This is a genomic window from Sediminibacillus massiliensis (genome assembly GCF_900156915.1).
Classification (GTDB): Bacteria; Bacillota; Bacilli; order Bacillales; family Amphibacillaceae; genus Sediminibacillus_A; species Sediminibacillus_A massiliensis.
On record NZ_LT732535.1, the window covers coordinates 805,887 to 826,793 of the forward strand.

Annotated in this window: 22 protein-coding genes and 1 other annotated feature; all 22 genes read right to left on the bottom strand. The window is 41.5% G+C overall.

What is annotated here, in order from left to right:
• Nucleotides 1–72 precede the first annotated feature (72 nt).
• On the bottom strand, nucleotides 73–1,458 hold the full coding sequence (locus CZ434_RS04915) for a solute carrier family 23 protein (protein ID WP_077622085.1): 1,386 nt from the start codon (nucleotides 1,456–1,458) through the stop codon (nucleotides 73–75).
• Nucleotides 1,459–1,603: 145 nt separating this feature from the next.
• Nucleotides 1,604–2,146: a bifunctional pyr operon transcriptional regulator/uracil phosphoribosyltransferase PyrR gene (pyrR, locus tag CZ434_RS04920; protein WP_077622086.1), complete on the bottom strand. Its 543-nt coding sequence runs from the start codon at nucleotides 2,144–2,146 to the stop codon at nucleotides 1,604–1,606.
• Nucleotides 2,147–2,337: 191 nt separating this feature from the next.
• Nucleotides 2,338–3,243, bottom strand: coding sequence for an RluA family pseudouridine synthase (locus CZ434_RS04925; protein WP_077622087.1), 906 nt, complete (start codon nucleotides 3,241–3,243; stop codon nucleotides 2,338–2,340).
• A complete protein-coding gene (gene lspA, locus CZ434_RS04930) occupies nucleotides 3,240–3,707 on the bottom strand; it encodes a signal peptidase II (protein ID WP_077622088.1) in 468 nt (155 codons plus the stop codon). Before lspA ends, CZ434_RS04925 begins: the two co-directional genes overlap by 4 nt.
• A gap of 156 nt (nucleotides 3,708–3,863) precedes the next feature.
• Nucleotides 3,864–6,623: an isoleucine--tRNA ligase gene (gene ileS, locus CZ434_RS04935; protein WP_077622089.1), complete on the bottom strand. Its 2,760-nt coding sequence runs from the start codon at nucleotides 6,621–6,623 to the stop codon at nucleotides 3,864–3,866.
• A 232-nt stretch (nucleotides 6,624–6,855) separates the two neighbouring features.
• Nucleotides 6,856–7,074 (bottom strand) — a binding site (T-box leader).
• Between the two features lie 75 nt (nucleotides 7,075–7,149).
• Nucleotides 7,150–7,665: a DivIVA domain-containing protein gene (locus CZ434_RS04940; RefSeq protein ID WP_077622090.1), complete on the bottom strand. Its 516-nt coding sequence runs from the start codon at nucleotides 7,663–7,665 to the stop codon at nucleotides 7,150–7,152.
• A gap of 105 nt (nucleotides 7,666–7,770) precedes the next feature.
• Nucleotides 7,771–8,544, bottom strand: a complete 774-nt coding sequence (locus CZ434_RS04945; protein WP_077622091.1) for a YlmH family RNA-binding protein — start codon at nucleotides 8,542–8,544, stop codon at nucleotides 7,771–7,773.
• 84 nt (nucleotides 8,545–8,628) lie between these two features.
• Nucleotides 8,629–8,892: a YggT family protein gene (locus tag CZ434_RS04950; protein ID WP_077622092.1), complete on the bottom strand. Its 264-nt coding sequence runs from the start codon at nucleotides 8,890–8,892 to the stop codon at nucleotides 8,629–8,631.
• A 5-nt stretch (nucleotides 8,893–8,897) separates the two neighbouring features.
• A complete protein-coding gene (locus CZ434_RS04955) occupies nucleotides 8,898–9,338 on the bottom strand; it encodes a cell division protein SepF (RefSeq protein WP_077622093.1) in 441 nt (146 codons plus the stop codon).
• Between the two features lie 17 nt (nucleotides 9,339–9,355).
• Nucleotides 9,356–10,027: a YggS family pyridoxal phosphate-dependent enzyme gene (locus tag CZ434_RS04960; protein WP_077622094.1), complete on the bottom strand. Its 672-nt coding sequence runs from the start codon at nucleotides 10,025–10,027 to the stop codon at nucleotides 9,356–9,358.
• A 23-nt stretch (nucleotides 10,028–10,050) separates the two neighbouring features.
• Complete coding sequence (gene pgeF / locus CZ434_RS04965) at nucleotides 10,051–10,860, bottom strand: peptidoglycan editing factor PgeF (RefSeq protein ID WP_077622095.1); 810 nt, start codon at nucleotides 10,858–10,860, stop codon at nucleotides 10,051–10,053.
• 63 nt (nucleotides 10,861–10,923) lie between these two features.
• The gene (locus CZ434_RS04970; protein WP_077622096.1) at nucleotides 10,924–11,190 is read right to left on the bottom strand and encodes a YlmC/YmxH family sporulation protein; all 267 of its coding nucleotides are present in this window, start codon (nucleotides 11,188–11,190) and stop codon (nucleotides 10,924–10,926) included.
• Nucleotides 11,191–11,317: 127 nt separating this feature from the next.
• Complete coding sequence (sigG, locus tag CZ434_RS04975) at nucleotides 11,318–12,097, bottom strand: RNA polymerase sporulation sigma factor SigG (RefSeq protein ID WP_077622097.1); 780 nt, start codon at nucleotides 12,095–12,097, stop codon at nucleotides 11,318–11,320.
• 120 nt (nucleotides 12,098–12,217) lie between these two features.
• Nucleotides 12,218–12,937, bottom strand: a complete 720-nt coding sequence (gene sigE, locus CZ434_RS04980; RefSeq protein ID WP_077622098.1) for an RNA polymerase sporulation sigma factor SigE — start codon at nucleotides 12,935–12,937, stop codon at nucleotides 12,218–12,220.
• 27 nt (nucleotides 12,938–12,964) lie between these two features.
• On the bottom strand, nucleotides 12,965–13,885 hold the full coding sequence (spoIIGA, locus tag CZ434_RS04985; protein WP_077622099.1) for a sigma-E processing peptidase SpoIIGA: 921 nt from the start codon (nucleotides 13,883–13,885) through the stop codon (nucleotides 12,965–12,967).
• Nucleotides 13,886–14,145: 260 nt separating this feature from the next.
• The gene (ftsZ, locus tag CZ434_RS04990) at nucleotides 14,146–15,291 is read right to left on the bottom strand and encodes a cell division protein FtsZ (RefSeq protein ID WP_077622100.1); all 1,146 of its coding nucleotides are present in this window, start codon (nucleotides 15,289–15,291) and stop codon (nucleotides 14,146–14,148) included.
• A gap of 72 nt (nucleotides 15,292–15,363) precedes the next feature.
• Nucleotides 15,364–16,650, bottom strand: coding sequence for a cell division protein FtsA (gene ftsA / locus CZ434_RS04995; RefSeq protein WP_077622101.1), 1,287 nt, complete (start codon nucleotides 16,648–16,650; stop codon nucleotides 15,364–15,366).
• 294 nt (nucleotides 16,651–16,944) lie between these two features.
• A complete protein-coding gene (locus CZ434_RS05000; RefSeq protein WP_077622102.1) occupies nucleotides 16,945–17,301 on the bottom strand; it encodes a small basic family protein in 357 nt (118 codons plus the stop codon).
• On the bottom strand, nucleotides 17,302–18,021 hold the full coding sequence (locus tag CZ434_RS05005) for a DUF881 domain-containing protein (RefSeq protein WP_077622103.1): 720 nt from the start codon (nucleotides 18,019–18,021) through the stop codon (nucleotides 17,302–17,304).
• A 3-nt stretch (nucleotides 18,022–18,024) separates the two neighbouring features.
• On the bottom strand, nucleotides 18,025–18,729 hold the full coding sequence (locus tag CZ434_RS05010) for a DUF881 domain-containing protein (protein ID WP_077622104.1): 705 nt from the start codon (nucleotides 18,727–18,729) through the stop codon (nucleotides 18,025–18,027).
• Nucleotides 18,713–19,516 (bottom strand): cell division protein FtsQ/DivIB, encoded by an 804-nt coding sequence (locus tag CZ434_RS05015; RefSeq protein WP_077622105.1) that lies wholly within the window; start codon nucleotides 19,514–19,516, stop codon nucleotides 18,713–18,715. The genes CZ434_RS05010 and CZ434_RS05015 overlap by 17 nt, the downstream gene beginning before the upstream one ends.
• Before the next feature lie 220 nt (nucleotides 19,517–19,736).
• Nucleotides 19,737–20,885 carry a stage V sporulation protein E gene (gene spoVE / locus CZ434_RS05025; protein ID WP_077622107.1) on the bottom strand — a complete coding sequence of 383 codons (1,149 nt, stop codon included), beginning with the start codon at nucleotides 20,883–20,885 and terminating at the stop codon, nucleotides 19,737–19,739.
• Between the last annotated feature and the right edge of the window lie 22 nt (nucleotides 20,886–20,907).

Below are 20,907 nucleotides of genomic sequence, written 5' to 3' on the forward strand. Positions count from 1 at the left end.
TTTTGCTATTTTTTTCAGAGGAAAGGACTGTTCCATCAGCTTACTTTATGGATACAGTCCTTCCTTTGTTAATTAGGCTGCGCTACTTTTTTTTTCAGTATCTGTGCCATCTGCCTGAAACATATTCCCGTTGCCGTATCCAGATTCTTTGCCAGGAAGAACAAGATTTAGCAGGACACCGATGATAGCAGAAAGCGCCATACCAGCTATCTGAAGATTATCATTCACCTGAATGAACGCTCCGCCGATCCCGACTACCAGGATGACAGAAGAAATAATCAGATTACGCTTGTTACCTAAATCTATATTATTGTCAACCAGCATTCTTAACCCGCTGGAAGCGATGATTCCGAATAATAAGATGGATACTCCTCCCATGACAGCAGACGGAATTGCTCCGATAACTGCTGTAACAATACCGACGAATCCGAAAAAGATGGCAATGCAAGCCGCTCCGCCTATAACGAATACACTGAATACACGAGTGATCGCAAGGACTCCGATATTTTCCCCGTATGTCGTATTGGGCGGTCCACCAAGGAATGAAGCAATCATGGTTGCGACTCCGTCTCCTAAAATCGAACGATGCAAACCAGGCTTTTCAATAAAATTGCGGCCCACAACCTTGGAAAGAACCATTTGGTCGCCAATATGTTCTGCAATAGTGACTAGAGCGACCGGCACCATGATCAATACGATTTCCCAGCTGATCACTTCGAATGGAGAGTAATGGACAAAAGGTACCATGAAACCAGGATTTTGGAACAACGCTCCGAAAAATTCACCGATATTTCCCGCAGACGAGATTTCCGCCCATTCCGCTTTGATTGCGGAAGTGTCGACAATTCCTTGAATCATCGCAAAAACATAACCGACAACAATACCAGTCAGAATAGGGATAAGTCCGAGAAATCCTCTGAAGAAAACTGTTGCCAAAATTGTAGCTGCAAGAGTGACCAGGGCTACACTGAAGTGAGTACCGCTGTACACCTGTTCGTCCAAGCCTGGTACATACATCGCCATATCGATTGCTGATGATGCAAGACCAAGTCCAATCACGATAATAACAGGCCCGACAACAATCGGTGGAAGAATTCTCATCAGCCAACCAAGACCAAATCCCCTAATAAGCATTGATACAAGTCCGTAAACAATCCCTGCAAGGAAGCTTCCTACCATCGCTCCCGGTACACCGCTGGCTGTAGTTGCAGCGATAACTGGCGCAATGAAAGCGAAGCTTGAACCCAAATATGCAGGTATTTGACCTTTGGTTATCAACAAGTATGCCAATGTACCGATTCCGCTTGATACAAGTGCAACGGATGGAGAAAGGCCGGTAAGGAAAGGAACGAGAATCGTCGCTCCGAACATGGCGAATAAATGCTGTAAACTCAAAGTAATCCATTTATGAATTTTAGGTCTTTCATGAACATCCATAGCAATGTGGTTTTTATCCATTTAAATTCCTCCTGTAAGTTGAATCAATCCATAAAAAAAGCCTCTTTGCGCAAGGCCGCAAAGAGGCAGACGTGTATCTATACACGTATCCTGTTCTTTCGCACCTTGCAAGCCTCTCTGGACTTATTTAAAGGTTCGTTAATTATTATCTTTCGTATATGCTTACCTGATCTTGTTCATCTGTTTCTTCCAGTTCTACAACGACGACTTCCTCATGTGATGTAGGTATATTCTTACCGATGAAATCTGCTCTGATCGGAAATTCCCTATGCCCTCTGTCGACAAGGACTGCCAATTGAATCTGGGAAGGTCTGCCTTGGTCTACGATGGCATCCATCGCCGCTCTCACAGTTCTGCCGGTGAATAGAACGTCGTCTACAAGGATTAATGTCTTGCCGGAAATTTCTTCATTTATCTTTGTTTCCTTCAGATCTGGTTCCTTGCTTTCATTCATGTTTGTCAAATCATCACGATAAAGGGTAATGTCCACCTCACCGATGGGAACTTCCACTCCCTCGATTTCCGCTATCTTCCGCCTTAGTCTTTCAGCAAGGGGAGTGCCCCTCGTTTTTATGCCAACTAAGACCAGACCATCTACACCTTTATTTTTTTCCAGGATTTCATGGGCAATTCTGGTCAAAGACCTCCGGATAGCCGAAGTGTCCAGTACTGTTGCTTTTTTGTTCATCCGTCCACCCTCCTGACTGCTGTCCGGTTGGAATCCTTCAAGGTAAAAAAATGCCCTTTCTCCTGAGAGAAAGGGCATTTGGTCATACGTACCGTATGTTATCCGAATTCCTTTCAGCCTCACGGGACTGTATTAAAGGTTCCTGTTCATTTCTATTGATTATTATTGCAAATATACAAACACCTGTCAACTTATTTCGATAAATTTTTGATGACCTCTTGCAATTCTTCCGGCAATTCTGCTTCAAATTCAAGCCATTCGCCTGTCTGAGGGTGCTCGAATCCCAAAACGCCTGCATGCAAAGCCTGCCCTTTGATTTCAAGTGTTTTCCTTGGCCCATATTTTGGGTCTCCTGCCAATGGATGGCCGATATATTGCATATGCACCCTTATTTGATGGGTACGGCCGGTTTCCAGTACACACTGGACATGGGTGTATTTCTCATAGCGTTCTAAAACCTGGAAATGGGTGACAGCATCTTTGCCTCCACTGACCACAGCTTGTTTTTGCCTGTCATTCGGATCCCTTCCGATCGGTGCTTCGATTGTACCGTATTCATGCTGGATATCTCCATGCACAATAGCATCATACTTCCTTTTCACTGTTTTGTCCTTGAGCTGTTCTGCCAGTGATACATGCGCTTGATCATTCTTGGCGACGACAAGCAAACCGCTCGTATCTTTATCGATACGATGGACGATTCCAGGTCTTATCACTCCATTTATCCCCGATAAATCATCGCAATGATGGAGTAAGGCGTTCACCAAAGTGCCACTGTAATGGCCTGCGGAAGGATGCACCACCATACCTTTTGGTTTATTGACGACGAGCAGACTTGAATCCTCATAAACGATATTCAATGGAATATCTTCGGCTTCTACTTCCAATGGTTCCGCCTCGGGAATTTCCCACGAAATTTCTTCTCCAGCCTGGCATTTATGATTGTTTTTCACAGTTACTCCGTTGATGGTCACCAAACTATCTTTTATCCATGCTTGTACCTGTGACCTGGATGCTTCATCGTTCACTTGTGTCAGTAACTTGTCTATCCGTACACCATTCTCTTCTGGTTGCACAATATGGCTCCTTGTAGTCATTCAGAGGATCTTCCTTTCTTCTTCTCATCGACAAATGTTGCGATAAGTACTAGTATAACACCACACACCAATGCCGAATCAGCGACATTGAAAATCGGGTAATCATAACTGCCAATATAAACGTCTACAAAGTCCACAACTTCTTTCCGGAAGATACGATCGATAAAATTTCCGACAGCCCCTCCCAATATGAATGCCAGCGATAGGCCCATCAAAATGCTCGTTTTTGCATATTTGCGGATATAGTAAATGACGAACAGCACGACGATGGAAGTAACAATGTAAAAAAACCACATTTGGCCGGCCAAAATTCCCCATGCCGCTCCAGTGTTCCTGTGCGAAGTTATATACAGCACATCTTCGATTACTGTAATCTGCTCTCCAATCTCCATCGATTGTACAATCAACCACTTGGAAATCTGGTCGATGATGATAATGATTGCCGACAGTAAATAATAAAGCAAGGCATTTCCCCCGTTCTTAACTTTCTATGTACTTCTGCATTTTATCACAAAAAAGGGCTTGATAGAAAAACTTCCCTCCATACGTTGAGATTTCCAAGCAAAAAAACAGCTGCCTTTGCTCAGATTCCTGAACACCGGCAGCTGTTTCAGCAGTTTTTATTCGACTTCTGTATAATGCTCTCTTACAACCTCTGCACACCTTGTGCAAAGTTCGGGATAATCAGAGTCTTCGCCTACAGTATCTGAAGAAACCCAGCAACGTTCGCATTTTTCTCCAGGATGTTTTTCCACATAAACGGAAACAAGGTCGTATTCCTTGGCAGCATTGTTTGAACTATCCACCTCGACAGCCGAAACAATCAACAATTGTTCAAGATGGTCAATTCCTTCCAGCAATTGTTTTGTTGATTCGTCTTTCGGAACTATTTTGAGACTGGCTTCCAGAGACTTTCCGATTACTTTTTCGCTTCTTGCTTCTTCGAGCGCTTTTAATATATCGTCTCTAACCTCCATGAAGGCATCCCATTTCGCTTTAAGCTCTTGCCCTTTTTCCATTTGCTTCGGTTCCGGCATATCTGTCAATTGAACACTTTCCGATTCGACGCCAGGGATATAGCTCCATACTTCATCAGCTGTGTGTGACAAAATCGGGGAAAGCATTTTGACTAGTGCTGTCAGAATTTCATAATAGACAGTTTGAATACTGCGACGACGCGAACTGTCGGCAGCTTCGATATATAGGACATCCTTAGCAAAATCAAGATAGAATGAACTTAAGTCGATTGAACAGAAGTTATGGATGTTAGAGTAGATAGTAGAGAACTCGTAATGGTCATATGCATAACGGACTTTTTCGATCAAGTCTTGGAGCTTGATAAGCATATAACGGTCGACTTCCTGCAAATTACTGTCAGCCACTCTGTGCTCGCCTGGATCAAAGTCATGCAAATTTCCAAGCATAAAGCGGAATGTATTTCTGATTTTACGGTAACCCTCAGAAGTTTGTTTGATGATTTCATCAGAAATACGAACATCCGCCTGGTAGTCCACAGAAGCAACCCATAAACGCAGAATGTCTGCCCCATACTGCTTCATGATTTTTGATGGAACAACCACATTCCCTACAGATTTACTCATTTTACGACCTTGACCGTCTAAAGCAAAACCATGACTGATAATCGTGTCATAAGGAGCTTTACCGGTAACAGCTACAGATGTGGAAATCGAAGAATTGAACCAGCCGCGATATTGATCAGAACCTTCTAAATACACATCAGCCGGGCGCTTGAGTTCCGGACGTCCATTTAGAACACCTTCATGCGAAGACCCAGAATCGAACCACACATCCATAATGTCTGTCTCTTTGGTGAACTTTCCATTAGGACTGTGTTCGGAGACATATCCTTCTGGAAGCAAATCTTTTGCCTCCCATTCAAACCAAATATTCGAACCGTGTTCCTTGAACAAATTGGATACATGGTTAATTGTTTCTTCCGTGATAATCGGAGTGCGATTTTCCCCGTAGAATACCGGAATCGGTACACCCCAGGTTCTCTGGCGGGAAATACACCAGTCTTCCCTGTCACGGACCATGTTAAACAGCCTTGTCTCTCCCCATTTAGGGAACCATTTAACACGCTTGATTTCATTCAGGACATCCTCCCGGAAATCTTTGATCGAAGCAAACCATTGATTTGTAGCGCGGAAGATTGTCGGCTTTTTCGTCCTCCAGTCATGTGGATAGGAGTGAGTGATGAACTCCAATTTCAACAGTGCACCTGTTTCCTCCAGCTTTTGGGTGATTTCTTTATTGGCAGCATCGTAAAATTGTCCTTCAAATCCAGGAGCTTCTTCCGTGAAGTTCCCCTTCTCATCGACTGGGCAAAGCACTTCCAGACCATACTGTTTACCAACAAAAAAGTCATCTTCCCCATGCCCGGGTGCAGTATGCACGCAGCCTGTTCCGCTTTCAGTTGTGACGTGTTCTCCAAGTATAACCAGGGATTCACGATCATAAAAAGGGTGCTGTGTTGTAACTCGTTCAACTTCTTTACCTTTAAACGTTTTGACAACTTCAGCCTCTGTCCAATCTAATACTTCCGATACTGTCTCGAGCATGTCATGTGCGATGACGAATTTGCTTCCGTTTACTTTAACGACTGAATAATCCAGCTCAGGATGTACACTGATTGCTAAATTAGCAGGAATCGTCCACGGGGTTGTCGTCCAGATGATAAACTTCTCATCGCCTTCGAGTATTCCTTTCCCGTCTTTCACATTGAAAGCAACATAGATGGATGCAGATCGTTTATCTTGGTACTCAATTTCAGCTTCTGCAAGTGCTGATTCAGAAGAAGGCGACCAGTAGACTGGTTTTAAACCTTTATAAATATACCCTTTCCTGGCCATCTCACCAAATACTTTAATCTGGGCTGCCTCATATTCTTTGTTAAGGGTGATATAAGGGTTATCCCAATCACCTCTAACACCTAGTTGTTTAAACTGTGTGCGTTGGTTGTCGACCTGTTTTAAAGCATATTCTGCACACTTTTGCCTGAATTCCGCCACTGTCATCTTTTTGCGGTTCACCTTTTTTTTAGCCAATGCCTGTTCAATCGGCAGACCATGGGTGTCCCAGCCCGGTACATATGGTGCATGGAAACCAGCCATGGATTTGTAACGGACGATAAAATCTTTTAAAATTTTGTTCAACGCATGGCCCATGTGCAAATCGCCGTTGGCATACGGTGGTCCGTCATGAAGCACAAACAGCGGTCTTCCTTCCGTTCTCTTTTGAACCTGCTCATAAATTCCGGCCTCATCCCAAGACTGCTGCATCTTGGGCTCTTTGTTAGGCAGGTTGCCCCTCATCGGGAACTCTGTTTTCGGCATTAGTAGTGTTTGTTTATAATCCAATTTGCCTTCCTCCTTCTAAAACACATTCATAAATACGCAATACTGTTGTCAACTTGGAAATCGGACTGAGTCAATGTGATAAGTGCGGGTGTATTTTGTCTTGTAACAAGATCTGCCACCTAAACGGATTAGCACTCATCCGGTAAAGGATAACAGGATGCCAATGTTTCTCTATTTATCTCAGTAGAAGAGATAGGAAAACAGCAGAAAATAAAAAAAGCCCCTCTCATCCCGAAGGGACGAGAAAGACTCGCGGTACCACCCTTATAGACAGAAAGTCGCTTTTCCATCCACTCAGAATCCATAACGTGGATTACCCGTCTATTTTTACTATTTTTCAAAATAGATACTAAAGGGTGATTTTCTAAAAGGGTTCTGTCCAGGCTTACACCTTCCCCGGCTCGCTATTTCAGAAAAATTCCTTTTATACTGTCCCTGTCATTGTATTTATCCGGTGATTCAATTTCCAGTAATTTTAGCGTTTATGTTAATGAATTATATGTAAAATACATCAAAACGTCAAGTATCAGTAGTTATTTTCTACTGCTTCTTTCTCGAATTCTGTTTCCGGGTCTACTTCCGTCTCAAAAAGTCCGTCCCAATCATCCGTTTCAATCATGTCTAATTGGGCCTCCACAAGCATTTTCAAACGAGTACGGAACACTTTTGCCTGCTTTTTCAACTCCTCGACTTCCATAGCTATGCGTCTGGACTTGTGCAAAGCTTCATCGATAATCCGGTCGGCGTTTTTCTCGGCTTCCTTAATAATCAATTTAGATTCTTTCGTGGCATTTCCCTTTACTTCTTCAGCTGTTTCTTGGGCAACTAATATTGATTTGTTCAGGGTTTCTTCTATATTGGTGAAATGACCTAACCGTTCAGTCAACTGGTCGACTCTTTCCTTCAACTCTTTCTTTTCCCGGATTACCATTTCATAGTCTTTTATGACTTGGTCAAGGAATTCATTTACTTCGTCTTCATCATAACCCCTGAAACCCCTCGTAAACTCTTTATTATGGATATCCAATGGTGTTAATGGCACAATGGCCACCTCCTAACAGATGTCTATTTTAATATTTGTATAATAGAAAAGATTGCTTGTAGACTTTTTCGACAAAACAACAGAATTTCCTTCACAAAAATAGAACTATTTTAATATTCCGGCCGTTATCTTCCATTTTTCTTTCTTCGACAAGCCATGGATTGCTTTCAAATGGCTCCTTCCCTTCCCACGCAATGAAAGGAGATCTCCTTGCTCGAGTATGAAGGAAGATGTCTCCACTGTCCGGAAATTGACTTTAACGAACCCTTTTTGAATAAATTGTGCTGCTTGTTGTCTGGAAATGTTATAAATTTCTTTAATTACTACATCTAGTCTTAAAGAAGAAACAGTAGCATCTTTCTCCAACCATGCTTCTTCATTTTTAATTATCTCGGATAAAGGCTTCTCTTCGAACTTGACTGTCGCTTTTTTTATATTTGTAAGGTTGACTTGGACATATGGACTGATTTCTGTAGAAACAACAATATGAATGAGACCGTCTTTAACAATCAAGTCACCCAGTTTTTTTCTTTTTATTCCCAATGAAAGAAAGGAACCAAGCACATCTCTGTGCGCAATCGAAATAAATTTTTCAGGAAATGACGCTTCTAGCAATACGATGTCAAAATCTTCATCGGTAATCTCTTCATAATAAGGAGAAAGAATGGCTCTTTTTCTTTCGGAATGCTCGCTTCCTCCATAAAAACGCCAGTTGTAGTCCTCATGGTTACCGATGATGGATGCAAATATCTTCTGTTCCCGCGGATCCAGGAAGTCACTTAATTTACTCCGGTATGTCCTCTCGACATCTTCCTGCCATGATAAAACCTGATCGATAAATGGTTGTTCCTCTTTCCTAAAATGTTGGTAAATTTCCATACTCATACTCCTAAGCACAAAAACTTGGCTCTGTGCCAAGTTTCTGTCTGTATTACTTCCCTGCATGGAAGGTAGTAAACGATTTTAAACGAACATACTGAATAGTACAGCCAGGCCTCTAGTAGCAAAGTTCAGCACTAAAATAGCCACGATTGGAGATATATCAATCATTCCTAACGGCGGGATGATCTTTCTGAACGGTTCCAGGTATGGTTCACAAATTTTAGCCAGAAAACTCCCGAAAGATGACTCCCTTGCTCCCGGAAACCAGGACATTAAAATATAAGCAATCAGGGCGAAACTGTAAATTTCGATTGCATAGACAAGTAGTGTATATATTTGCTGCATTCCTTCTACCACCTTTTTTCCATTTCATCTTCAGTCAACATATCTGTAATTGTTCCGGAGACATCTACATTGTCGGGAGTGCAGAGGAACGTATGACTTCCCAATTTCTGTATATCACCGGACACAGCATAAACTGTTCCACTTAAAAAGTCTACAATCCGTTTGGCCTGTCCATGGTCAACCCGCTGCAAGTTAATCACCACAGCCCGGCGATTAACAATATTGTCAGCAATTTCCTGTGCTTCGTTATATGTTCTGGGTTCACAGAGCACGACCTTTGACGTATTCTGGACACTTTTTAAACTGACAACATTTTGCTTTTTTTCGTTGTCGTATGTCGACTGACCGTAAGATTGCCCGGGCTCCTCCAATTCCTCTTCCTCTTCTACATATTCATATTCATCATCAACTGTAAAAAAAGTTTTGATTTTATTTTTAAAACTCATGTTTTCACCTCAAGCATTTATTGGCCCACCAATTTAGAACCGATTCGGATATGTGTTGCTCCTTCTTCAATTGCTATATGATAGTCATTGCTCATTCCCATAGACAAACCCTGACATGGAGCGTACGATAAATTCTTCGATATGATCAATTCACGCAAATGGCGGAGTTCACGAAATACAGATCGTATTTTATCTTCATCTTCTATATTTGGAGCCATCGTCATTAATCCGTCAACTCGTATTTTTTCATAAGCCTGCAGTGATTCAACAAATGCAACCACTTCATCAGGACTTATGCCATGTTTCGATTCTTCTCCACTTACATTCACTTGAATAAAACAAGATTTGACACTGTTTGCGCGTTTGTTTATCTCTTTTGCAAGTGATTTCCTGTCTAAGGAATGAAGGACATCAATTTCATTAATCATATCTTTAACTTTACGGGATTGCAATGAACCGATAAAATGCCAAACCGCCTTGTCTCCTATCGCTTCATATTTATCACTAAAGCCTTCTAGCCTGTTTTCCCCCAGATTCATAATGCCAGCTTCCAAAGCTGCTTGTGTTCGTTCAATTGTAACATATTTCGTTACAGCAATGATGGTAATTTCCTCAGGGTTTCTATTAACCTTGCCGCATGCTTGTCTGATATTTTGCCGTATTTCCTGTAAATTCTCCTTAACCTCCAACGGACCGAACGCTCCTTTCTCGCTTATTTCTCCAATCCTATAAAACCAAGCATTCTTCCAGTAGAACCTTTGTCTCTACGATGTGAAAAAAATAATTGGTCATCTCGGTATGTACAATACTCTGTCACTTGAATGTTTTCTTTCTTTAAACCGGATTGCAGGAAGATTTCATAGTTTGTCTTTCTCAGATCCAGCAGCCCCCTGCCATCCCCAACCTGTTGTACGACTTGTTCTGTTAATCCAGCCGGAATTTCATTCAATATCCGGTCATCAACCTCGTATTTTGTTTGGCTTATGCATGGACCGATAGCCACTAGCAGTTGGCTGATATCAAGTCCCTGATTTTTGAATTCACAAACCATTTTCTCTCCCATACGATTGACCGTGCCACGCCAGCCTGCATGGGCTATACCCATCCAGCCAGAAGATGGATGGAAGAAAAATAAAGGCACGCAATCAGCAAAGAAAGCAGTACAGAGGATTCCTGACTGATTTGTTATTAGTCCATCAAAGCCACTAAGAGCGTCCCCCATTTTTCTTGAACCTTTTCCCTTGTCCTCTTCTGTTACGACTGCCACATTCGTTTCATGTATTTGTTGACCGGAAACCCAGTCCCCCAGCGGGAAATTCAGGATTTCCGCCAGTTTCTCCCTGTTTGAGATGACTGTTTGTTGTTCGTCTTCTACGTGGAGTCCCATATTAAATGTATCGAATGGATAATTGCTGAAACCGCCATTTCTTGTAGTGATACCTGCTTTTATTCCAGGATGATTTTCCACCCAGCTGCGTATCAACATTATCGAATCTGTTGTTGTTTGAAAGGGCTCTGCCATAAGTTCCCTCCTCATTGCCATATATTTTATCACATTATTTCCTCGTTTTCTTCTACTTTATAGTCATTCTTGCGTTTCTGTAAATAGTTTAGGGTCCTTCGGCTTCTTAATCAATATAACATCCGAACCAATAGTGACAATATGCTCCCATGGAACTGCTATCTCTTCTTCCTTCCCAAACAGCCCCATCATCTTTCCCCTGATACCAATTATAAGATAAAGAATTTTCCCTCTATCCACATCAATTTCCAAATCCATAATATTGCCCATTCTTTTTCCGTCTTCGACAAGAATAACATCTTTCATTTGTAATTCTGAAAGAGTTAGCATTTGAATCACCTGCCTTTTCTTTTACTATATGCGCTTGAAAGGACTTAATTTCTAATAATCACAAGATATACTTAAACTATTTGGACACAACAAAAAAGCCCGGCCAAGGCCGGCTCGGGCTTTTTTGTTATTCAAACATTTCTTTATTCATTTCCTGAATGGCCGCTTTTTCAAGTCTGGATACCTGCGCTTGGGATATTCCTATTTCTTCGGCAACTTCCATCTGTGTCTTACCTTGAAAAAAACGTTTATTCAATATCATTTTCTCCCGTTCATTAAGGCGTTTCATTCCTTCTTTAAGCGAAAGGTTATCCAGCCAAGTGGAATCCTTATCCTTCGTGTCACTTAATTGGTCCATGACAAAAATGGGATCCCCGCCATCATTATAAATTGGTTCAAACAAGGAAACAGGATCTTGTATAGCGTCCATAGCAAATACAATATCCGAATGAGGAATTCCCATTTCTTCCGCGATTTCCATAGGTGTAGGGTCCTTGGAAGATTTGCTGATAAGTTTTTCCCTGACTTGAAGGGCTTTGTAAGCTATGTCTCTCAAGGAACGAGAGACTCTTATCGGGTTATTATCCCTTAAATATCTTCTGATTTCTCCTATTATCATAGGTACTGCATATGTGGAAAACTTTACATTCTGGCCAAGATCAAAGTTATCGATTGATTTCATCAAGCCGATGCAACCGACTTGAAATAAATCATCGCCGTACTCTCCGCGGTTGTTAAACCGCTGAATAACACTCAACACAAGCCTTAAATTCCCATTCACGAGTTGTTCTCTTGCTTCAACATCACCTTGCTGCATATTCCTAAACAAGATTCGCATTTCATCGTTTTTAAGTACTGGTAATTTTGAGGTATCTACTCCGCAGATTTCAACTTTATGTCTTGTCATGTGTTACCCTCCCAGTTGGAGATCCTATTCAAGGAACAGTATCTCCGCAGAGAGGGATTTTATGCAGGACTTAACGAATGGGTGAAAGTGCAAATCGGTATATTATTACAGCGACAAGGGTTACACCATTTTATTAAATTCTTTTTTTAACCGGCTGATAATTTTTTTCTCTAGTCTGGAAATATAGGATTGAGAAATGCCCAGCATGTCTGCCACATCTTTTTGTGTTTTTTCTTCTTCCCCCACCAGGCCGAATCGGAGTTCCATGATTTGTTTTTCTCGATCATTCAATTGCTCCAGCGCTTTTCTCAGTAAGCTTTTATCCACATCTGCCTCAAGGTCTTTTGTTGTGATATCTTCCTCTGTTCCCAACACATCGGATAAAAGCAGTTCATTCCCATCCCAATCGATGTTTAATGGTTCGTCAAAAGAAATTTCCGTTTTCAATTTATTATTTCTTCTAAGATACATCAATATTTCATTTTCAATACACCTGGACGCGTAAGTCGCCAGTTTTATCTTTTTCTCAGGGTTGAACGTGTTTACTGCCTTGATGAGTCCTATGGTACCGATACTTATTAGGTCCTCGATATTTATCCCTGTATTTTCAAACTTACGGGCAATGTACACTACTAGTCGCAGATTCCTTTCGATCAACATAGCCCTTGCAGCTTTATCTCCTACTGGCAGTCTCTTCAACAACTCAAATTCTTCTTCTTTACTAAGCGGCGGGGGAAGAGCCTCATTCCCACCTATGTAATAAATTTCGTTTGATTTAACCTTTAGTTTGATAAGGAGTCTATACCACCAAAGCTTTATTTTTAACTTCCATTTCCCCATGTCAATCTCTCCTTTTTCTTAAAATTATCAAGCAGAAGTGGCAACTGAGTGTTTCAAAATCCCAGGGTGGAGAAGACACTGATAGCTGCCATCAGCAGCTAAATCCCCAAATTGAATACCAACGAATACTTTACTTGTCGAGATTGTTTTGCTTTCATAAACAAGGGAAATCAATTCAGGTTTTATGACAATCATGAACCTATGCTGCCCACCTACGCCTTGATAAGGAACTAAATGAAATTTCCCTTCGAGGGATGCCGGCAAAGAATCAAAATCCAATTGATCCTGCGCCTCTTTTAAAGCATTCAACTCTTCTTCTCCAAACCAATTTTTCATAAAAGAACTGTCGCAGATAACAACTGGATTATTGGAAAATGGGTCGACAAGCCCATTTCCGCTGTCCATATAACCCATTGCCATATGGCTTTCTCCCATTAGTTTCAGTGTTACTTCGAACCGCTGTTCCCATTGAAATTTTTCCAGTGCATGCTTGTCCATGTTCGTTTTGGTAAAGTACCAGACAACCGGGAAACCGATCCCGACAAACATCCAACTGATCTGGTCGCCAAACCCTGTTTGGTAAGTAAGAAAACCACTCTCGGAAGCAACCATATGCTGACCAATCAAAAAATGAATCCCTACAAGTCCACCACCGAGCGCAAAGGATACAAAATAAAAGCTTAGTAGTTTTCTTTTGAATTGAGCAAAATTCCGATAACCAAACGCACTCCACACAATTAATAAGGAGTAGACACCTTTTCCTACCAAAGAATTAACAAAAGAGTCAGGGAAATAAATAGATAAAGGCACTAACAAAGAGGCTATGACGGCTCCACCCATAATCCTTAAACGACGGACATCATCTCTTACAATCCATTGCGTCAAGTTTAAGATCATCCAGTCCAGCAAAAAATTCAATAACCATACTGCATCAAGATAAATGGTCATGCACGAACTTCCTTTCGACGTCCATTAAAGCATAAATCCGTAAATACACTTCCTGTGATTGTGTTGCCGTCCTGGTGTCGGGTTAGTTGTAAGTATAGCTAATATAGAAAAAGAAGTCTGTCATATCTTGGTTCATAATTTGAACTTATTTTTAGAAGTTATCGCCGAATTTGTCAAACCTTCTTTCATCCAACATTCTGTATTGACACAAAAAAACCCCTTCCAGGATAACTGGAAGGGGTCAAAGTCAAAAATCAACTTTATCTTCTACGATTTCTATTTCTTAAGAACGTCGGGATATCCAACGTATCTTCTTCTTGTGTTACCTTTTGTTCTCTTTGTTCGCGTGAAGGCGGAGTCTCTCTGCGTGACTCTTCTCTTCTGTTTTCCACGGCAGGTTTTGCGGGGTTGGCAGCTGCCGGTCTCTGTTTTGGCTGGTTTTGGTTTAGTTGTGTTTCATCAAATCCGGTTGCAATGACTGTAACGACAATTTCGTCTTTAAGGTCTTCATTAATTACGGAACCGAAGATGACATTCACCTCTTGGTCGGCTGCCGACGTAACCAGATCAGCTGCCTCCTGCACTTCATAAAGGCTCAGATTTGCTCCACCCGTTATGTTCATCAATACACCATGTGCTCCATCAATAGAAGTTTCCAGCAATGGAGATGAAATAGCTTTCTTCGCAGCTTCTGTGGCCCGGTTTTCTCCTGTAGCCACACCAATTCCCATAAGCGCAGATCCTTTATCGAACATGATTGTCTTAACATCGGCAAAGTCTACATTGATCAAACCAGGTTTGGCAATCAAATCGGAAATCCCTTGTACACCTTGACGAAGGACGTTGTCTGCTTCACGGAAAGCTTCCAACATTGGGGTATTTTTATCTACGATTTCCAGTAAGCGATCATTAGGAATCACAATTAATGTATCAACATTACTTTTAAGTGCATCGATTCCTGATACCGCCTGAACGGACCTTCTGCGGCCTTCGAAGCTGAACGGGCGTGTCACAACTCCGACAGTCAGCGCTCCAAGTTCTTTTGCGACCTGAGCGATAACAGGAGCTGCTCCGGTACCGGTTCCTCCTCCCATTCCGGCTGTAACAAAGACCATATCGGCGCCTTGCAGTACTTCTTCCAATTGTTCCTTGCTTTCTTCAGCGGCTTTGCGGCCGACTTCAGGGTTCGCTCCCGCGCCAAGTCCCCGAGTCAATTTGGAGCCGATTTGCATTTTCACTTCAGCTTTTGAAAGATTTAATGCCTGAGCATCTGTATTAACAGCGATAAATTCAACGCCTTCCACCCCATGCTCGATCATTCGGTTTACAGCATTGCTTCCACCGCCGCCGACTCCGATAACCTTGATGGTTGCAAGCTGGTCCATATTTGTATCAAACTCTAACATTTTCGTTCCTCCTAATTTGCAAGATTACAAGATTCAATGAAGTAATTTCTCAATGTGTAAGGGAACGCTCGTTTAATCAAAAAAATATTTAAACAGATTAGCGATTCCTGACTCTTTCTTTTTATTCGGGGCTGATTCCTTTTCTTTCGTCGTCCTCTTAGGCTGCTTTCTATCCCGGTTTGCGTCCGGTTCCATTGTTTTAACCGCTGCCGAGATCTCTTTCCCTTGTATTTTCGCATTGCGGTAGGCAAATTTCAAGATTCCCACACCAGAGGTATATTGAGGTTCACGTACGCCTATATAGTCTGGAATAGCGATGCGGACGTTAGATTGGAATAAATCCTGGGCCAGTTCGAGGCCACCAGGCATGCTCATTGATCCACCTGTTAAAACATAACCACCAGGCAGACCTTGGTAACCCATACTTCTTATTTCCCTTTCAACATATGCATAAATTTCTTCTAATCTAGCTTCAATCATATCAGAAATCTGAAGTTGGTTAAACGTTTGTTTTCTGTTGCTTCCAATAATGGTCACATCAAATGTTTCATCTTCTCTGGCATCATCAAAAAAGGCATGGCCATGATTCACTTTGATTTCTTCGGCTTCCTCGGAAGAAGTGCGCAGGCCGATCGACAAATCCTTTGTTATGTTGTCTCCTCCTAGAGGAATTACACTTGTAGCTGCCATGTGGTCATTTTCGAAAACAGACACTGTTGTGCTTCCACCACCTACATCGATAAGGGCTACACCTAAATTCTTTTCATCCTTTGACAGGGCAATCGACCCGGCGGCAAGTGGCTGCAAACAAATATCCAATATTTGAAGATTGGCTTTTTCTACGCATTTCAGAATGTTATGTAGCAATGTTTTCGAGCATGTAATGATGGTTCCTTCCATTTCCAGGCGCACACCTATCATGCCTCGTGGATCGTTAATTTCGTCTAACCCGTCTACAATAAATTGTTTAGGCACCACATCGATAATTTCCCTCTCGGGCGGAATGGAGATGACCTGGGCTGCATCAATCACTCGTCTAATATCCTCATTGTCTATTTCCCTGTTCTCGCTGGAAACAGCAACAACACCATGACATGGCTGTAATTGAATATGATTGCCATTAACTCCTACTACTACTCTGTCAATACGCATGTCAACCATCCGCTCTGCTTGTTCGACAGCTGATTTTATTGATTGTACAGTCTGATCTATATCTACAATGGCACCTTTTTTCATTCCGTTGGAGTTAGCGGATCCAACCCCGATGATATTGAGAGAATCATTGTGTATTTCGCCTATTATTACTTTGATTTTTGATGTACCTATATCAAGACTGACTAACGTTTCACTGTTGTTCAAAGAAAGGCACCTCCTAGTCTATGACATTTGAATAGTTCAAATAATATCGAACAATTAGTTTAATTACAATCCATAACTTATACAATGATACATGGAATTGGTCATTAATATATACAAGTATATGGGAAATGCGGCAGATTAGCCAGTAGCCTTTTGAAGAAATTGCAATTCGGGTGAAAAGGGATTGTCCCATTCCCAACTAAATACAAATTCCCTCAAAAGCTTCCGCTTAAACCTACTGATTGCTTTTAGAGCATATTCTATAAAAAAACTGGATTTCCTGTTAATTTGCATTTATTTTTTGACTTTCTTCGAAAAGAATCTCCCGTCGATAACGTGCCTTCTTATTATGGCAAGATTCTGAAACAATCGGACACCAAATGCGAAGACCGCCGCCAAATAAAGGTCTATACCGAGTTGTACACCGATAAAGGCTAATAACGCAGCTAAGATAACATTGAAGAAAAAGCCAGTGAGAAAAACTTTTTCATCGAATTTCCCTTCCAGATAAGCCCTAATTCCTCCCAACAGGGTATCAAAAGCAGCCAACACGGCAATAGACAAATAATCTGAATATGCTTCGGGAACTGTGAAATCGGTGAGTAACCCAAGACATATTCCCATTATTAAAAAAAGGATGGGAAGCCACATTTATAGTTCACCTGCTTCATCTGTGTCTGCAATTTTCAACGTTTCAATCAATAAAGAATCCTCATACTTCGGCAGGGTTATTTCTTCCCGATAGCTTAAGTTAATCAGAAGGTCTTCAATAGCGAATTCTTCTATAGACTGACTCACTTCCATATAATTTAACAATCTGTGAGGATTTTCTGCAAATACCTTTATTTCCAGAGGAACAGAAGGCAGAGGGTGGTTGTTGATATATGTTTTTCCATTGACATACCGAATAGGAGTATTATTGATTACTCGTTCATTTTCGATTGAAATGTCGATGGCTCCATAAGTTCGAAGTTCGTTAAATAAACGGCTCAACAATTCCGGTGTCAGCTCCGGATATGTCTGAAAGCGTTCGTTTTCCAAGAACATAGGTGCTATCTCGATTACTAACCCTTCCCCGGTCAATTCAGTCAAGCCGGCTTTTTCTCTAAGATCTTCCAGAGATGCTTTCAATGTCTCGACATTATCGGAACCTGACTCGGCTTTATACTGATCAATTGTTTCCTCTGCTTCTGATAATTGCTGATAGAGATGCTGTTGTAATTTTTGCTCTTCTTGTAATTGCGTTCTCACTTCCCAGAGATCGCGCGTGTCCCGCTCATCTGGTTCCCTGTTGGACGCAAAAAGGATCGCTGCCATAAATCCAACGAAGCAAAAGACAAGGGAAATCAAAAATTTATGCTTATAATACAAATTTTATCCCCTTTCTCCCGTGTGAATGGAACTCATTTCTATGGCAGCTTCCTTGTCAATCTCCACTTCGATGTTGTCTCCAGTCAGTTCATCTATAAGACCATTCGTCATGTTGACACTTGCAAACAACACATCTTGATCACCGATAGCCCCGACAATAAACGGAGCATAGTACTGGACGCCATCCACTGAGATTACAGGACCCACACAAGAAATATAACTATCTTTAAAAATTCTCTGTCCATTGATGGAAACAGCTTCTGCGCCCGCACTAAGTAGTTCGTTTACCACTCTGAGAATGTGACGCTCATGAACAATATATTGATTCGCATTTTCTTCTGACGGAATATAATCAGCATCTTTTAGTGTTATGTTGACTCCGGGACCGGTTACAGGCAACTCACCTGTAAACATCTGAAGTTCTTTTTTCCTATTAACATAATCGCTGAGGGTGGCCTCATTGCTGCCAAGCTCAACTTCTAAATTCTGAATTTCTTGCCTCTTGTCCGCCAATTCTGTTTGCAATTCTTTGTTTTTCTCTTCCATTTCAATCAGCTGTTGTCTGTAATAATAATTTTTTTCCCATTGTTGATCAGACATTTGTACGACTTCGGATTCTCTTTTCGTTTGTTGATAACTGAAGGCGATCAAAAATCCGGAAACCAGTAAAACAAAAGATAAAACAACATGCCTACCCTTCAGTCCCATCTTGGTTCTCCCCGTCTTCCTGCTGTCCCTCCGAGGCTCCATCTTCGTAAGATTCGAAATAAGCACCTACGCCTATATGGATAATGCCCTCACTACCAGGATCCAGTTGTGCAACAATGGAAGGATATGACATCATTTTTTCGGAAAAGCTCCTGATCGAACCATCTACCTGGTAACCGTCATTCATAAACAGTTGGATGACATATGGGTTTTCATCAGAAGGACTCCAGTGAATCTCAGAAATCAAATCGACAATACTATCAGGCAGTATTTGAAGTTCTTTGGTCATTTCCTTTAAGTATGTGTCATTATTAAATCCAATCAATATAGGGGCGTCACTTCCGGCTACTTTGGTAGTTTTAGTGGTAAGCCTTTTTCCGTTTTCAAGAACAGGAAAGTAGGCTCCCTCATTTTCAACATACCCTACCCGGTCGTACTCCTTGACCTGAAGCCTGATTGTGGAAGGAAACTGCTTGGAAATATCCACTTCTTCGATGACAGGGTGTTCTTCAATTCTGTTCTTTACTGCTTCTTTATCTACACTCCAGAAGTTATCGTCACTTGCCAGTTCGCTTATTGATTTTAATTCTTCATCGGATACAAATTGGTTTCCTTCAACGGATACATTCCGTATATTGCTCAATGGAGATTGTAAGTAGACGACAACAGAAATCAAAATAAAAAAGACAGAAAGATAAAAGACCAGTCTCCTATTCGCTTTTTTCTTCCTTGCGTGTTTGAGCTTCGGGATACGTTCTTCGATAGAAACTACTTTTTTCTCGCTCATTTCATACTTCCCTTTGTTATATTTTTCGTCTTTTTCCTGTCCTTCTGCTCTCGGTCCATAAGAAGGTAATGAAAAAAACGCCATACTGGATGCCGTTTTTCAAATTCATCTCTGAAAATTATATCATATTTAGACTCTATGGTGAGGGAATCGACCATACTTTCTATCATAATTTTCAACAAAAATAAAAAGCTCTCTCCTTCGAGAGAACTTACTGTGATCAAAGTCTGGCATACCGGCTAATATTGAGTAAAATTCCGACAGAACAAAGGGTCAATGTCAGGGATGAACCCCCATAACTGAGAAAAGGAAGCGTTATACCAGTAACAGGGATCAAACCTGTTACTACACTGATATTTATCATTATCTGGATCGATATCATTCCGACTATGCCTAAGCCGAGCAGGCTTCCGAATGTGTCCGGAGCTGCAAGAGACACACGGACGCCCCTCCACAAGAGAAGGAGAAATAACAGAATGACGAATGTCCCGCCAATAAAGCCAAGCTCTTCTGCCAAAATGGCAAAAATAAAATCGTTATGAGGTTCAGGCAAATAAAAGAACTTCTGCAGACTTTGGCCAAGCCCCAATCCCATCAATCCACCCGGACCGATTGCGTACAGGGACTGGATAATCTGAAAACCGTTCCCCAATGGGTCTTCCCATGGATTTAAAAAAGCGGTAATACGGTTGATGCGATAAGGAGCAGATACAATCAGGCCCAAAAAACCAGCGATCCCCAATACACCCAATCCAACAAAATGGGATATCTTAGCTCCTGATACAAAAATCATCACCATACAGGTCAGGACAAGCACAACACCAGTACCTAAATCCGGCTGAAGCATAATCAAACCGAAAGCAACGAATACCAGCAATATGGAAGGGAAAAACCCTTTTTTGAATGAAGTGATATACTTCTGTCCTGCCGTCAAAAAAGATGCCAAATAAATGATCAGGCCGAGTTTCATAAACTCCGAAGGCTGGATGCTGAAGGCTCCGACACCGATCCAGCTCCTTGCTCCACCCCTAACCATCCCTACACCTGGAATTAAAACAGCCAGAAGCAAGATAAAGCAAATCAATAAAATCGGTTTTGCATACTTCTGCCAGGTCAAATACGGGATATTGACAATAAAAAACATGGAGACAATACCGGCAATCGCAAATAACAACTGTCTTTTGACGAAGAAGAATGAATCACCGAATTTATAATCAGCCCATATAGCAGAGGCGCTATATACCATGATTACCCCAACAAGCAACAACGTAAAAATAACAATGGCGAGCATTAAATCCGGATTGTTTTTCCCGGCATTAGCAGACTTCCTAGCCAAGACACCACCCCATTCTGCAATACACTTGATCATCCTTCTTGCTTTCGTTTCCCGA